Origin of the sequence: Pseudomonas entomophila, assembly GCF_013523125.1 — a bacterium.
GTDB classification, from domain to species: domain Bacteria; phylum Pseudomonadota; class Gammaproteobacteria; order Pseudomonadales; family Pseudomonadaceae; genus Aquipseudomonas; species Aquipseudomonas entomophila_B.
This window is the reverse complement of record NZ_JAAMQJ010000041.1, coordinates 1-13,531: the sequence shown is the minus strand read 5'-3', so window position 1 is coordinate 13,531 and position 13,531 is coordinate 1. Positions and strand designations below refer to the sequence as shown.

Below are 13,531 nucleotides of genomic sequence, written 5' to 3'. Positions count from 1 at the left end.
TCCGCCCGTGGCGGCAATGCACTTGTTGTGTGATGACGAGCCTGCCGATCGAGGTGCGGCCTCGACAGTGCGCTTGCCAAGCCGGTGTCGGGGTGGCGTGGGATCGGAGGGCTGTTCGACTCGGTTCATGGCTGAGGCGTGCAAGGGCGGGTTTTGCGGCCCCTGCGGGGCCGATCGCGGCCGGTCCGGCGCCCCGGCAGGGGCCGCTCACACCCGGCCGGCGCGACACGATCTCCTGTAGAGCGGCCCCCGCGCTGCGATCGGGCCCGCAGGGCCCGCAACACCCGTCGCCGCGATGGCCCAGGATGGACACGAAAAACCAACCCCCGGGCACCGGCAATGACCACTTAGAACCCCTGGCTATGACGACCATCGATTGCGTGATATGGCCTGTACGGGTTTGTCGGTATGATGGTCGCCTTTGTCGTCTCGATTGCGAACTCCACCATGACCCTGCAGTTTCCAACCATCGCCGACTGCGTCGGCAACACGCCGCTGGTGCGCCTGCAACGCCTTGCCGGGGAAACCAGCAACACCCTGTTGCTCAAGCTCGAGGGCAACAACCCGGCCGGTTCGGTGAAAGACCGTCCGGCGCTGTCGATGATCGCCCGCGCCGAACTGCGTGGCCAGATCACGCCAGGCGACACGCTCATCGAGGCGACCTCCGGCAACACCGGCATCGCCCTGGCCATGGCGGCGGCGATCAAGGGCTACAAGATGATCCTGATCATGCCCGACAACTCCACCGCCGAGCGCAAGGCGGCCATGGCCGCCTATGGCGCCGAGCTGATCGTGGTGAGCAAGGACGAGGGCATGGAAGGCGCGCGCGATCTGGCCGAGCGGCTGCAGGCCGAAGGCCGTGGCCTGGTGCTGGACCAGTTCGGCAACGGCGACAACCCCGAGGCGCATTACGCCAGCACCGGGCCGGAGATCTGGCAGCAGACCCAGGGCCAGGTCACCCACTTCATCAGTTCGATGGGCACGACCGGCACCATCATGGGCTGCTCGCGCTACCTCAAGGAACAGAATCCGGCGGTGCAGGTGGTCGGCCTGCAACCGATGGAAGGCGCGGCGATCCCAGGGATCCGGCGCTGGCCGGAGGCCTACCTGCCGAAGATCTTCGATGCCACGCGCATCGACCGGGTGGTCGACATGTCCCAGGAGGAGGCCGAGGTCACCATGCGTCGGCTTGCCCGAGAGGAGGGCATTTTCTGCGGCGTGTCGTCCGGTGGTGCGGTGGCGGCCATGTTGCGCCTGTCCCGTGAAGTCGAAAACGCCGTGATGGTCGCGATCATCTGCGACCGCGGCGATCGCTACCTGTCCACCGGCCTGTTCGACGCGCCGTGATGTCCAGACAAAAACGCAATGGCGGGCTGCGCTTCCAGCCCGCCGGCGGCGAACGTGCCGCCCAGGTGCCCGTGGGCAAGAAGCAGCGCCTGGTCATCGAGCGCCTGTCCGGCGACGGTCGCGGCATCGCGTTCGAGGGCGGGCGCACCTGGTTCGTCAGCGGCGCGCTGGCAGGCGAAACCGTCGAGGCTCGCGTACTCGCAGCCCGTGGCAAGGTGGTCGAGGCGCGCCTGGAGCGCGTCCAGCAGGCCAGCCCCGAGCGGCGCCCGGCGCCGTGTCGGCACTATGACCGCTGTGGCGGTTGCAACCTTCAGCACCTGCCCCACGCCGACCAGCTGGCGCTCAAGCAGCGCACCCTGGCCGAGCAGTTGCAACGGGTCGCCGGCGTGACCCCGGAGCACTGGGCCGCTCCCTTGAGCGGACCGGAGTTCGGTTATCGCCGTCGTGCCCGGGTTGCCGTGCGCTGGGACCCGAAGCGCCGTGAACTCGACGTGGGTTTGCGTGCCGAAGCCAGCCAGGACATCGTCGCCATCGAGGACTGCCCGGTGCTGGTACAGCCCTTGCAGACGATCCTGCGGCACCTGCCGACGGTCTTGCGCAGCTTCGACAAACCCCAGGTGCTGGGCCATGTCGAACTGTTCAGCGCCACGGCCGAGGCCGTGCTGGTCCGTCATGTCGCGCCCCTGGCCGAGCAGGACCTGGCGCGACTGCGCGCGTTCTGTCAGCAGAGCGACGCTCAGTTGTGGCTGCAGGGGGAGGGTGAGCCGATGCCGGACCAGCCCGGACAGACCCTGGGCTTCGAGCTGGCGCCCTGGGACCTGACCCTGGCCTGGCGACCGGGCGATTTCGTCCAGGTCAACGCCGCCGTCAACCTGGCGATGATCGAGCAGGCCCTGGCCTGGCTCGCGCCCCAGGCCGACGAGCGCGTCCTGGACCTGTTCTGCGGCCTGGGCAACTTCGCCCTGCCGCTGGCCCGGTCGGCTGCTGAAGTGGTGGCGGTCGAAGGCGTGCAGGCCATGGTCGAGCGTGCCGCGGCCAATGCGCAGGCCAACGGTCTCGTCAACGCCAGCTTCCATCAGGCTGACTTGTCGCAGCCCCTGGGGGATGCTGGGTGGGCCGCGAAAGGGTTTTCTGCGGTACTCTTGGACCCCCCTCGGGACGGTGCCCAGGAAGTGGTGAAAAATATTGTGCGCCTGGGCGCCCGTCGACTGGTCTATGTCTCCTGTAACCCAGCTACGCTGGCAAGAGACACCCAGACCTTGGTGGCCCAGGGGTACCGGTTAAAGAGGGCCGGGATTCTCGACATGTTTCCTCAGACGGCGCATGTCGAAGCCATGGCGTTATTCGAAGTGGGCTAGCCAGGCTGGCCCCTTGGTGCGACTTCCATGGATGGGAGGTCGCACGGTGATTGCCAGCGCGTCCTGCGAGGCGCGCTGTATGGAAAGGTAGAACAAAGATGGTACAGGTGAGAGTGCACCAGCCGGTCAACACCGACGGCAGTATCAATCTCGATGCATGGCTCGACCATGTGGTGAGCGTCGATTCGGCGCTCGATCGTGCGGCCCTCAAGGAGGCCTGCGATTTCGCCCAGGAGGTCGAGAAGAACGGCAACCCGGCCAAGCATTCCTGGGCCGATGGCACCTCCAGCTTCCAGGCGGGCCTGGAGATCGCCGAGATCCTCGCCGACCTCAAGCTCGACCAGGACTCGCTGGTCGCCGCGGTGGTCTACCGCGCCGTGCGCGAAGGCAAGGCCACCCTGGCCGACGTCGGCCAGCGCTTCGGCCCGGTGGTGTCCAAGCTGATCGACGGCGTGCTGCGCATGGCCGCCATCAGCGCCAGCCTCAACCCCCGCCAGTCCCTGGTGCTCGGCTCCCAGGCGCAGGTCGAGAACCTGCGCAAGATGCTCGTGGCCATGGTCGACGACGTGCGCGTGGCGCTGATCAAGCTGGCCGAACGGACCTGCGCCATCCGCGCGGTGAAGGTCGCCGACGACGACAAACGCCTGCGCGTGGCGCGCGAAGTGTTCGACATCTATGCGCCCCTGGCGCACCGGCTGGGCATCGGTCACATCAAGTGGGAGCTGGAGGACCTGTCTTTCCGCTACCTGGAGCCTGAGCAGTACAAGCAGATCGCCAAGCTGCTGCACGAGCGCCGGCTGGACCGCGAACGTTTCATCAACGATGTGATGAACCAGCTGCAGAACGAGCTGCTGGCCACCGGCGTCAACGCCGACATCAGCGGCCGGGCGAAACACATCTACTCGATCTGGCGCAAGATGAAGCGCAAAGGGCTGGAGTTCAGCCAGATCTACGACGTGCGCGCCGTGCGCGTGCTGGTGCCCGAAGTTCGCGACTGCTACACCGCGCTGGGCATAGTGCACACCCTGTGGCGGCACATCCCCAAGGAATTCGACGACTACATCGCCAACCCCAAGGAAAACGGCTATCGCTCGCTGCACACGGCGGTGATCGGCCCCGAGGGCAAGGTGCTGGAAGTGCAGATCCGTACCCACGGCATGCACGAGGAAGCCGAGCTGGGCGTCTGTGCCCACTGGCGCTACAAAGGGACCGACGTCAAGCCCAGCTCCAACCACTACGAAGAGAAGATCTCCTGGCTGCGTCAGGTGCTCGAGTGGCACGAGGAACTGGGCGACATCGGCGGCCTGGCCGAGCAGCTGCGCGTCGACATCGAGCCTGACCGGGTCTACGTGTTCACCCCCGACGGCCACGCCATCGACCTGCCCAAGGGCGCCACGCCGCTGGACTTCGCCTACCGGGTGCACACCGAGATCGGCCACAACTGCCGGGGCGCCAAGATCAACGGGCGCATCGTGCCGCTGAACTACAGCCTGCAGACCGGCGAGCAGGTCGAGATCATCACCAGCAAGCACGGCAACCCCAGCCGCGACTGGCTGAACTCCAACCTCGGCTACGTCACCACCTCGCGCGCCCGGGCCAAGATCGTGCACTGGTTCAAGCTGCAGGCCCGTGACCAGAACGTCGCCGCCGGCAAGAGCCTGTTCGAGCGCGAGCTGAGCCGGCTGGGTCTGCCACAGGTGGACTTCGAGAAGCTGGCCGAGAAAGCCAACGTCAAGACCGCCGAGGACATGTTCGCCGCGCTCGGGGCCGGCGACCTGCGTCTGGCGCAGATGGTCAATGCCGCCCAGCAACTGCTCGAGCCCGACCGTAACGAGCAGATCGAGCTGATCGCGCGCAAACCCACCAGTCCACGCAACGGCAAGCGTGGCGACATCCAGATCCAGGGGGTCGGCAACCTGCTGACGCAGATCGCCGGGTGCTGCCAGCCGCTGCCCGGCGACCCCATCGTCGGCTACATCACCCAGGGCCGCGGCGTGACCATCCACCGCCAGGACTGCGCCTCGGTGCTGCAGCTCGGTGGCCGGGAGCCGGAGCGCATGATCCAGGTGAACTGGGGGCCGGTGCCGGTGCAGACGTACCCGGTGGACATCATCGTCCGCGCCTACGACCGGCCCGGCTTGCTGCGCGACGTCTCGCAGGTGCTGCTCAACGAGCGGATCAACGTGCTGGCGGTCAACACCCGCTCCAACAAGGAAGACAACAGCGCGCTGATGTCGTTGACCATCGAGATCCCGGGGATCGACGCCCTGGGCCGGCTGCTGGGCAGGATTTCCCAGCTGCCCAACATCATCGAGACCCGACGCAACCGCACGCCTTGACCCTCGCGATCGTCCGACCGCTGCCTGCCCAGGCAGTGCCGTCGGGCGATGAAGGACACACGTATGACCTACACGCTAGACGACCTGCTCGCCCTGATGGCGCGCCTGCGCCATCCGCAACACGGTTGCCCCTGGGACCTGAAGCAGGATTACGCCAGTATCGTGAAGCACACCCTCGAGGAAGCCTACGAGGTCGCCGACACCATCGAACGAGGTGATTTCGCCCACCTGCAAGGTGAGCTGGGTGACCTGCTGTTCCAGGTGGTCTACTACAGCCAGCTGGCCCGCGAAGAGGGGCGCTTCGCCTTCGCCGACGTGGTCGATGGCATCACCCGCAAACTGATCCGGCGTCATCCCCACGTCTTCCCCACGGGCGACCTGCATGCCCCCCTGGACAGCCCACGCCTGAGCGAAGACCAGGTCAAGGCGCGCTGGGAGGCGATCAAGGCCGAGGAACGTGCCGAGAAAGGCGTGCCTGAGCAATTGTCGCTGCTCGACGACGTGCCCGCCGCCTTGCCGGCGCTGTCGCGGGCGACCAAGCTGCAAAAGCGCGCTGCCCAGGTCGGCTTCGACTGGCCTGACGCGCTGCCGGTGCTCGACAAGGTGCGCGAGGAACTCGACGAAGTCCTGCAGGCCATGGCCGAGGGCGACGCCGACGCGATCGAGGACGAGCTGGGCGACCTGCTGTTCGCCACGGCCAACCTGGCCCGTCACCTGAAGCAGGACCCTGAAAACGCCCTGCGCCGCGCCAACCGCAAGTTCGAGCGGCGCTTCCGATTCATCGAACAGGCATTGCGCGACAGCGCCCGTCCGTTCGAAGATTGCACCCTCGACGAACTGGACGCCCTGTGGGGCGAAGCCAAGCGTCAGGAAAAGAACCTGCCCAGCTGCGGCTGAGCCGATGCATAAGTGAGTGAACACCATGAGTCTTTCCCTTCGCGACCAGTTGCTCAAGGCCGGTCTGGTCAACCAGAAGCAGGTCAAGCAGGTCAACAAATCCGAGAAGAAGCAAAAGCGCCTGGAGCAGAAAGGCCAGGTCGAGGTCGACGACACCCAGCAGCGTCTGGCCAAGGAGGCCATGGCCGAAAAGGTCAAGCGCGACAATGAGCTGAACCGACAGCAGCAGGAAAAGGCCGAGCAGAAGGCCCGTGCCGCCCAGGTCAAGCAGTTGATCGAAGCGACGCGTCTGCCGAAGCTGACGACGGAAGATTATTTCAATTTCGTCGACGACAAGAAGGTCAAGCGTATCGCCGTCAATGCCCTGATGCGCAGCAAGCTGAGCAACGGCGCCTTGGCGATCGTATCGCATGGGGGCGGGTACGAAGTGATTCCGCGCGAGGCAGCGCTGAAGATCCAGGAGCGCGATGCGCACCGCATCCTGTTGCTCAACACCCACGTGGAAGAGGCGGACGAGGACGATCCATACGCGGCCTACAAGATCCCGGACGACCTGATGTGGTAACCACCGCTCGTTGAATCGCCCGGCGGCGCCGAGGGCCGTGAACGACGGCCCTCAGGCACCCTCATCCGTGCTGCAACCGCCCCTCGTGTTCCAACCCTTCGAGTTCCTGCCGGTAGGCATTGGCGTCCTGCTCGGTGTGGAACATACCGACCAGCAAGCCTTGCTGATGCACGTCCCAGATCCGCACACCGGCGGCCAGACCTTCGTGGGACAGTTTCGATTCATCGCGTTCGGTCACTTGAACAGTCATCGTCAAACTCCACTTTCAGTAGGCTGCGACACCATGTCGCACGCTTCTGTTATAGGGTTCGATAGCCGCCTAAGTAAATAAAACGACGGTGAAACATGTTTCATGCAGCGTTCCGAGAGGACCGGCTGTTCGCGGTGTCCGCCGGTCTGGGTGCTATCGGTACACGTCGGGCTGGGCGGGGAATGACTGACTTCATGGCCCTTGCGGACCGATCGTGGCACCGGTCTGGGTGGGAGCTGGCTTGCCAGCGATAGCGTCGGCCCCACCAACGCCGATCGGAAAAGCCACCTTGCCATGGAAACAAAAATCCCGGCACATGCCTCAGCACGAACCGGGATCCTTGATGGTCGATCAACAGGGCTTTTTCACGCCCCGATCACCTCAACTGCCTTTGACCGCCTTGCCGTCCACCGTGCCATCCTGCAGCACGATCACGTATTCCTTGCCATCGGTCTCCACCTGGCGCAGTTGCACCAGCAGGTAGTCCCAATCCTTGGCGAACCACAGCTCGGTCACCCGCTTGCTCTGGCTCGGATCGCGCACACGCTCGACCTTGACCGCCTCGACCTGGCCGGTCTTGGTGGTGACCTTCTCGGTCCCCAGCACGCGGAAGTCGTAGGTGTCGATCTCGTCGCCATCGACCACCTGGTAGGTCATGCTCTTCTTGCCGGCCGCCACATCATGCTGCAGCGCCAACTGATAGGACGACTTGTCCAGCACGCCCCGGTTCAGCGGCAGACTCACCGCATCGCCACGGTCGCTGCCGGTGATCTTCTTGGCCGACCAGTCGAAGGTCAGGTCGACTTTCTTGGCCTTGCCCAGGCCACCGCGTTCGAAATGGTACTGCTGCGGCAGTAGCAGGTCCTTGTCCATCCGCACGGTGCTTTGCTCGGTCAGGCTGGCGATCATCATCGACGCCTTGAAGTCGAGCGCCCAGTTGCCGTCGGCGCCTTTGGTCAGGCTGCGTTCGGCGGTGCCGCTCATGGGCAGTTGCTTCCAGTCGGCCGTGTAGCTGGCCGAGAACGGCTTCAGTTCAGCCGCGTGCACGGGCAGGGCAAGCACGGCAAGAGCCAGGAAAAGGGCACGGCGCATAGGTTCTCCTAGGATCGGATCAAGTGACCGCAGGCAGGCAGCGGTTGGGCATCCAGTAAGGCACCCTCTGCACCCAGACGCAAGCGTCCTTCGGCAAACCAGCGTACCGCCAGCGGGTAGATCTGGTGTTCGTGGTGGTGCACGCGCTGGGCGAGGGACTCGACGGTATCGCCCGGCTCGACCGGCAGCACAGCCTGTACGACCAAGGGCCCGCCATCGAGTTCCTCGGTCACGAAGTGCACGCTGCAGCCATGCTCGGCATCCCCGGCTTCCAGCGCGCGGCGATGCGTGTGCAGGCCCTTGTACTTCGGTAGCAGGGACGGGTGGATGTTCAGCAGGCGGCCCTGGTAGTGCCGGACGAAGCCGGCACTGAGGATACGCATGAAGCCTGCCAGCACCACCAGGTCCGGCGAGAACCCGTCGATCAGCTCGGTCAGCGCGGCATCGAAGGCTTCGCGACCTTCGAAGCCGGGGTGCTCCAGCACGGCGGTGGGAATCCCGGCCGCCTGGGCGCGCTGCAGGCCGTAGGCATCGGCGCGGTTGGCGATCACCGCGCAGATCCGGGCGGGGCCCGGCACTGCGCGCGTGCTGTCGATCAGGGCTTGCAGGTTGCTGCCGCTACCGGACAGCAGGACCACGACATTGCAGGGCTCGCTCGGCATCAGTGTGCCTTGAGGTTCTTCAGCTCGACCTGGGCGGCACCGGCCGGTGCCTGGGCGATGTGACCGATCACCCAAGGCTGCTCGCCGGCGTCGGTGAGCACGCGCAGGGCGTTGTCCACCTGGTCCTGGGCCACACAGATGACCATGCCGACGCCGCAGTTGAGCACGCGGTGCATCTCGTGTTCATCGACGTTGCCTTTGGCCTGGAGGAAATTGAACACCGCCGGACGCTGCCAGCTGGCCACGTCGACCACCGCCTGGGCGCCTTCGGGCAGGACGCGCGGGATGTTGTCCAGCAGACCGCCGCCGGTGATGTGGGCCATGGCCTTGACCGCGCCGGTATCCTTGATCAGCTTGAGCAGCGGCTTGACGTAGATGCGTGTCGGTGCCATCAGCAGGTCGGCCAACGGCGTACCGTCGAGCTGGGTGCTGTCGATGTCGGTGCCGGACACTTCGAGGATCTTGCGGATCAGCGAGTAGCCGTTGGAGTGCGGGCCGGAGGAGGGCAGGGCGATCAGCGCGTCGCCCGTGGCGACCTTGGAGCCGTCGATGATCTCGGCCTTTTCCACCACGCCGACGCAGAAGCCGGCCAGGTCGTAGTCTTCGCCTTCGTACATGCCCGGCATCTCGGCGGTCTCGCCGCCCACCAGCGAGCAGCCGGCCAGTTCGCAGCCCGCGCCGATGCCGGTGACCACAGTGGCGGCCACATCGACGTTCAGCTTGCCGGTGGCGTAGTAGTCGAGGAAGAACAGCGGTTCGGCGCCGCAGACCACCAGGTCGTTGACGCACATGGCGACCAGGTCCTGGCCGATGCTGTCGTGCTTGTTCAGGTTCAGTGCCAGACGCAGCTTGGTGCCTACGCCGTCGGTTCCCGAGACCAGCACCGGCTGCTTGTAGCCGGCCGGGATCTCGCAGAGGGCGCCGAAGCCGCCCAGGCCACCCATGACTTCAGGGCGCGCGGTGCGCTTGGCCACGCCCTTGATGCGTTCGACCAGTGCTTCGCCGGCGTCGATGTCTACACCGGCGTCCTTGTAGCTCAGGGAGGGTTGCTTGCTCATTGATCCAGGCCTTTAGAGGGAGGGATTCAGGGGAAACGACCGCGACGGCCACGGCCGGTCCTGAGGACGGCGGGGCATGAACGCCAATGGTCTGCGAAGGCGCGCGATTTTATCAGGGTTGCCCGGCAGCGGCCATCCTCAAGCCGTCGGCCGGCGAGGCCGAGCGACAAAAAATCCCTGCGCGGTCACCGGCCCCTGGTTGTCGCGGCAAGGCCTGTAATAAGGTAGGCGCCAGCCTCGCCCTGTCCAGACCGACAAGACGGGGCCCCATGTCATCAGGACAGGATTCATTCATGCGATTGTTCAACTACCTGCTCGCCGGCTGCCTCGTCAGCGTTGGCGCCATCGCGCAGGCCGCGTCCGTTCCCGGACTCTACCAGGTGCGCGAAACCGTCCAGGGCCAGGGGGCCGACGCGCGCGCCATCGCCACCGACAAGGCCCTGCAGACCCTGGTGCTACGCCTGACCGGCGACCCCAAGGCCGCACAGGAGCCTGCCCTGAGTGCCTTGCGCAAGGACCCGCAGCGCATCATCAGCCAGTTCGGCTACGAAGCCGGTCCACCTGAAACCCTGGTCGTCGAGTTCGACCCAGGCAGCACCGAGCGCACGCTGCGCCAGGCAGGCTTGGCCTTGTGGGGCAGCAACCGCCCATCGATCATCGGCTGGTGGCTCGACGAGACGGTCGAGGGCAGCCACCTGGTGGGCGATGGCCAGGCCGAAGCCGGCGTCCTGCGTCAGGCCGCGCAGCACCGCGGCTTGCCGCTGCGCCTGCCACTGGCCGACCTGCAGGAGCAACTGGTCGCCGACGGCGCGCAGCTCGACAGCCAGGCGCCCGATGCGCTGCGAGACGCGTCGCAGCGCTATGCCACCGATGCCGTACTGGCCGTGCATGCACGCCAGGGCGAAGGTGGCTGGCAGGCGGGCTGGCAGCTGTGGCTGGGCGATACCCATGAACAGGGGCGTGCCGAGGGCGCCGACCCGGCCAGCCTGGCCGATGCGGTGATGCGGGCGGTCAGCCAGCGTCTGGCCCCACGTTTCGTCACTCGCCCTGGCAGCGGCAGCGATCTGCGGATACAGGTCGAAGGCATGAACCTGCCGCGTTACGCCGAGCTGAGCCGGACGCTCGAGCCCTATGGGGCACAGTTGCGACAAGTGGACGGCGACACGCTGACCTATGCCGTTACTGGCAGCCGTGACCAGCTGCGTGCGCAACTGGGCCTGGCCAGGCTGCGCGAGTTGCCGGTCGAAGCGGAACCGGCGCCGGTGCCTCAGGCCGAGGGCCGCGAAGTCGGTGCCACGGCGCCATCAGCTGAGCCATTCGACGGTTTGCGCTTCGGGTGGTGAGCGTCGGTCGCTCGACCGGTGAAGGCGGTGACCCCAAGCGGTTGCTGCCTTCCTTATAGGCCGCGCGCCGGAGCGCCCACCGGGCGACACCGCCCTGGGCGCGTCACGCAAGCCGTTGATTTACTTCGCCCTCGGCGCCTCGCCGATTGTGCGCTCGGCATTGCGGGTATAGACTTCGCGCACCGTTCTCCAAAGGCCCCCCGTGGTCCTCGCGACCGTCAGTCAGCATGAAACCGATCCAGTTGCCCCTGGGTGTGCGCTTGCGCGACGACGCCACCTTCATCAACTACTACCCGGGCGCCAATGCCGCGGCGCTGGGCTATGTCGAACGGTTATGCGAAGCCGACGCCGGCTGGACCGAAAGCCTCATCTATCTGTGGGGCAAGCAAGGCGTCGGGCGCACCCACCTGTTGCAGGCCGCCACCCACCGCTTCCAGCAATTGGGCGAACCTGCGGTCTACCTGCCCCTGGCACAGCTGCTCGACCGTGGCGTTGAACTGCTCGATCACCTTGAACAGTACGAACTGGTCTGCATCGACGACCTGCACGCGATCGCCGGCAAGGCCGATTGGGAAGAGGCCATGTTCCACCTGTTCAATCGCCTGCGCGACAGCGGCCGGCGTCTGCTGCTGGCTGCGGCCAGCTCTCCGCGCGAACTGCCGATCCGCCTGCCGGACCTCAAGTCCCGGCTGACCTTGGCGCTGATTTTTCAGATGCGGGGATTGAGCGACGAAGACAAGCTGCGGGCCTTGCAACTGCGCGCCTCGCGCCGTGGCCTGCAGATGACCGACGAAGTGGGACACTTCATCCTGACCCGGGGTACTCGCAGCATGGCTGCGCTGTTCGATCTGCTCGAACGTCTTGATCAGGCGTCGTTACAGGCGCAACGCAAATTGACCATTCCGTTTCTCAAGGAAACCCTGGGTTGGTAAGCATCGATCGATCTATGCGAAACCCTTCGAACGCGCCGAAACGTAAAAGTCACATTTTTCTCGATAAAATTTGCAAATAGATTTGACGGAAGGCATAGTGCCAACCTTCCCAACAATCAGTCACGGTCGTGCCCATGCTGCTTCGCTTCGCACCCCTCGTGCCACTTGCACTGGTGACCCTGCTTTTTGGCTGCGCCGCTCAAGGCCCCGTTTCCCAGCCCCAGGATCACGCCCCCGTTACCGTTCAGGTTCAACACAAGGCGCCAGCACCGGTCGCTTCGGTGTTCGACGCAGAACCGGCGGAAGACGAAGACACCCAGCCCTTCGCCCACGGCAGCCAGCCTTATCGCCTGCCCGTGCTGGCCGACAGCATCCTCGAGCGCGGCAAAGAGCTGATCGGGACGCGCTATCGGTTCGGCGGCACCACGGAAAAATCCGGGTTCGATTGCAGTGGCTTCATCGGCTACCTGTTCCGTGAAGAAGCCGGCATGAATCTGCCACGCTCGACGCGCGAAATGATCAACGTCGACGCACCGACCGTGTCGCGCAGCAAGCTCAAGCCAGGTGACCTGCTGTTCTTCAGCACCAATGGCCGCGGTCGTGTCAGCCACGCCGGCATCTACCTCGGCGACAACCAGTTCATCCACTCCAGCAGCCGCCGCAGCGGTGGTGTGCGCATCGACAGCCTGGGCGATCGCTACTGGAGCAAGACCTTCATGGAAGCCAAGCGCGCCTTGGCCATGGCACCGACCACGATCGCGCGCAACTGACGCGAAACGGTGTGGTCGAACACGGCGGCTCAGCTGAAAAGCGAGCCGCCGTGCGTATTTACAGAAAGCGTCTAATCTAATTTCTCAACTCTTTTCGGCAATTGCCCGAACGACTCAGACAGGAAGCTCTGGCTCATGGCGATGTTGGCGCGCTTCGCATTCTTCTCTCTGGCAGCCCTGTTGACTGCCTGTTCCAGTCAGGCACCTGCGCCGGCACCGGTCGTGCCCAAGCAACGTCCGCTGGTGATCAACTACGCGCAACCCTCCTTCTCGCCGGTCGCCGAGGACGTGCTGTTCCGTGCCATCGGTCTGGTCGGCACCCCCTATCGCTGGGGCGGCAACACGCCGGATTCCGGGTTCGATTGCAGTGGGTTGATCAAGTACGTGTACCAGGATGCGGCCGGGATCCGCCTGCCACGCTCCACCCGCGAGATGATCGTCATGCGCGCGCCCAACGTCGACATCAACGCGCTGCAGTCGGGCGACGTGGTGTTCTTCGCCACCGGCGGCGGTTCGCAGGTCAGCCATGCGGGGATCTATGTCGGGGAAGGGCGCTTCGTCCATGCACCGTCCACGGGCGGCACCGTACGTCTGGATCATCTGTCGAACAGCTACTGGCACAAGGCCTATTTGCAGGCCAAGCGCATCATCCCGGCCGGGCACCTGGCGCAGAACCCGTGACATTGGCTTGAGGTATTTGTGGGCCCTGGCGGGCCCAATCGCGGCCGGTCCAGCGCCCTGGCGGGGGCCGCACACAGGGAATCGCGACAGCCTGCAACGCTGCGGTGGTGCTACGGGTGTAGATACCGTCTTGATCCTCACTTCGCAAGCGCGATCTGAGGGTCGAATGGTTTGTCGGATTTCACCACGCCATACACCAGGTGCAGCAGCTTGCGCATGGCCGCGCAGACGATCTGC

The 13,531-nt window shown here is 65.3% G+C and carries 13 protein-coding genes; 9 read left to right on the top strand and 4 right to left on the bottom strand.

Annotated features, from left to right (window positions below):
* The first annotated feature begins 447 nt into the window (after positions 1–447).
* The 5 genes from cysM to G7007_RS18115 all read left to right on the top strand — a co-directional run bounded on the left by cysM (position 448) and on the right by G7007_RS18115 (position 6,506).
* Positions 448–1,347 carry a cysteine synthase CysM gene (gene cysM / locus G7007_RS18135; protein WP_181103933.1) on the top strand — a complete coding sequence of 300 codons (900 nt, stop codon included), beginning with the start codon at positions 448–450 and terminating at the stop codon, positions 1,345–1,347.
* Entirely contained in the window at positions 1,347–2,705 is a 1,359-nt protein-coding gene (gene rlmD / locus G7007_RS18130; protein WP_181103930.1) for a 23S rRNA (uracil(1939)-C(5))-methyltransferase RlmD, read from the top strand. Before cysM ends, rlmD begins: the two co-directional genes overlap by 1 nt.
* Positions 2,706–2,803: 98 nt before the next feature.
* Entirely contained in the window at positions 2,804–5,044 is a 2,241-nt protein-coding gene (relA, locus tag G7007_RS18125; protein ID WP_181103927.1) for a GTP diphosphokinase, read from the top strand.
* Positions 5,045–5,107: 63 nt separating this feature from the next.
* Positions 5,108–5,941, top strand: coding sequence for a nucleoside triphosphate pyrophosphohydrolase (gene mazG / locus G7007_RS18120; protein ID WP_181103926.1), 834 nt, complete (start codon positions 5,108–5,110; stop codon positions 5,939–5,941).
* 25 nt (positions 5,942–5,966) lie between these two features.
* Positions 5,967–6,506 (top strand): DUF2058 domain-containing protein, encoded by a 540-nt coding sequence (locus tag G7007_RS18115; RefSeq protein ID WP_181103923.1) that lies wholly within the window; start codon positions 5,967–5,969, stop codon positions 6,504–6,506.
* Between the two features lie 61 nt (positions 6,507–6,567).
* Here G7007_RS18115 and G7007_RS18110 read toward each other — a convergent pair whose 3' ends face one another.
* The 4 genes from G7007_RS18110 to purM form a co-directional block, all read right to left on the bottom strand.
* Positions 6,568–6,756: a hypothetical protein gene (locus tag G7007_RS18110; RefSeq protein WP_060394688.1), complete on the bottom strand. Its 189-nt coding sequence runs from the start codon at positions 6,754–6,756 to the stop codon at positions 6,568–6,570.
* Between the two features lie 381 nt (positions 6,757–7,137).
* The gene (locus G7007_RS18105) at positions 7,138–7,848 is read right to left on the bottom strand and encodes a DUF3108 domain-containing protein (protein WP_181103920.1); all 711 of its coding nucleotides are present in this window, start codon (positions 7,846–7,848) and stop codon (positions 7,138–7,140) included.
* 8 nt (positions 7,849–7,856) lie between these two features.
* Positions 7,857–8,510, bottom strand: a complete 654-nt coding sequence (gene purN, locus G7007_RS18100) for a phosphoribosylglycinamide formyltransferase (protein ID WP_181103917.1) — start codon at positions 8,508–8,510, stop codon at positions 7,857–7,859.
* Complete coding sequence (gene purM, locus G7007_RS18095; RefSeq protein ID WP_181103915.1) at positions 8,510–9,568, bottom strand: phosphoribosylformylglycinamidine cyclo-ligase; 1,059 nt, start codon at positions 9,566–9,568, stop codon at positions 8,510–8,512. Before purM ends, purN begins: the two co-directional genes overlap by 1 nt.
* Positions 9,569–9,861: 293 nt before the next feature.
* On the opposite strand from purM, the gene G7007_RS18090 reads away from it, so the two are divergent.
* From G7007_RS18090 to G7007_RS18075, 4 genes are all read left to right on the top strand, one after another.
* Positions 9,862–10,911, top strand: coding sequence for a DUF2066 domain-containing protein (locus G7007_RS18090; protein WP_181103912.1), 1,050 nt, complete (start codon positions 9,862–9,864; stop codon positions 10,909–10,911).
* Between the two features lie 227 nt (positions 10,912–11,138).
* Entirely contained in the window at positions 11,139–11,843 is a 705-nt protein-coding gene (gene hda / locus G7007_RS18085) for a DnaA regulatory inactivator Hda (RefSeq protein WP_181096626.1), read from the top strand.
* Positions 11,844–11,977: 134 nt separating this feature from the next.
* Positions 11,978–12,613 carry a C40 family peptidase gene (locus G7007_RS18080; protein WP_181103909.1) on the top strand — a complete coding sequence of 212 codons (636 nt, stop codon included), beginning with the start codon at positions 11,978–11,980 and terminating at the stop codon, positions 12,611–12,613.
* 135 nt (positions 12,614–12,748) lie between these two features.
* Positions 12,749–13,294, top strand: a complete 546-nt coding sequence (locus tag G7007_RS18075; protein WP_181103906.1) for a C40 family peptidase — start codon at positions 12,749–12,751, stop codon at positions 13,292–13,294.
* Positions 13,295–13,531: the final 237 nt, after the last annotated feature.

Excerpts from the sequence above, each read along its gene's own strand:
- cysM (WP_181103933.1), top strand. The coding sequence starts at position 448 with ATGACCCTGCAGTTTCCAACCATCGCCGACTGCGTCGGCAACACGCCG.
- rlmD (WP_181103930.1), top strand. The coding sequence starts at position 1,347 with ATGTCCAGACAAAAACGCAATGGCGGGCTGCGCTTCCAGCCCGCCGGC.
- relA (WP_181103927.1), top strand. The coding sequence starts at position 2,804 with ATGGTACAGGTGAGAGTGCACCAGCCGGTCAACACCGACGGCAGTATC.
- mazG (WP_181103926.1), top strand. The coding sequence starts at position 5,108 with ATGACCTACACGCTAGACGACCTGCTCGCCCTGATGGCGCGCCTGCGC.
- G7007_RS18115 (WP_181103923.1), top strand. The coding sequence starts at position 5,967 with ATGAGTCTTTCCCTTCGCGACCAGTTGCTCAAGGCCGGTCTGGTCAAC.
- G7007_RS18110 (WP_060394688.1), bottom strand. The coding sequence starts at position 6,756 with ATGACTGTTCAAGTGACCGAACGCGATGAATCGAAACTGTCCCACGAA.
- G7007_RS18105 (WP_181103920.1), bottom strand. The coding sequence starts at position 7,848 with ATGCGCCGTGCCCTTTTCCTGGCTCTTGCCGTGCTTGCCCTGCCCGTG.
- purN (WP_181103917.1), bottom strand. The coding sequence starts at position 8,510 with ATGCCGAGCGAGCCCTGCAATGTCGTGGTCCTGCTGTCCGGTAGCGGC.
- purM (WP_181103915.1), bottom strand. The coding sequence starts at position 9,568 with ATGAGCAAGCAACCCTCCCTGAGCTACAAGGACGCCGGTGTAGACATC.
- G7007_RS18090 (WP_181103912.1), top strand. The coding sequence starts at position 9,862 with ATGCGATTGTTCAACTACCTGCTCGCCGGCTGCCTCGTCAGCGTTGGC.
- hda (WP_181096626.1), top strand. The coding sequence starts at position 11,139 with ATGAAACCGATCCAGTTGCCCCTGGGTGTGCGCTTGCGCGACGACGCC.
- G7007_RS18080 (WP_181103909.1), top strand. The coding sequence starts at position 11,978 with ATGCTGCTTCGCTTCGCACCCCTCGTGCCACTTGCACTGGTGACCCTG.
- G7007_RS18075 (WP_181103906.1), top strand. The coding sequence starts at position 12,749 with ATGGCGATGTTGGCGCGCTTCGCATTCTTCTCTCTGGCAGCCCTGTTG.